Source organism: Psychrobacter proteolyticus (genome assembly GCF_038155145.1).
Classification (GTDB): domain Bacteria; phylum Pseudomonadota; class Gammaproteobacteria; order Pseudomonadales; family Moraxellaceae; genus Psychrobacter; species Psychrobacter proteolyticus_B.
This window is the reverse complement of sequence record NZ_JBAKAY010000085.1, coordinates 1-230: the sequence shown is the minus strand read 5'-3', so window position 1 is coordinate 230 and position 230 is coordinate 1. Positions and strand designations below refer to the sequence as shown.

Annotated in this window: 1 pseudogene; it reads right to left on the bottom strand. The window is 37.4% G+C overall.

Annotated elements, in window-relative coordinates:
- Positions 1-43: 43 nt before the first annotated feature.
- Positions 44-230: pseudogene (locus tag V6252_RS13075) on the bottom strand (endolytic transglycosylase MltG); the annotation flags it as partial.

The following is a 230-nucleotide window of genomic DNA, read 5'->3' as shown; positions in this document are numbered from 1 at the left end:
TGGTTACTTCACCATAATAATAGGTATCCGTCTCTAATCAAGCTTAAAGATTGTAGTTAACAATCGGGTCACTTCTATTAGTCACACTATCTGGCAATACACCAGTCAAATCCAATGCTTGGGCAATACTCGTATTGTCACTATCTTCTGTCAGTACTTCTTTTTCGATTTTGTAATAGTCACGCAGCGCTTGATAAAGGTCTTTAGATGTCTTGACTTCGATAATCTGT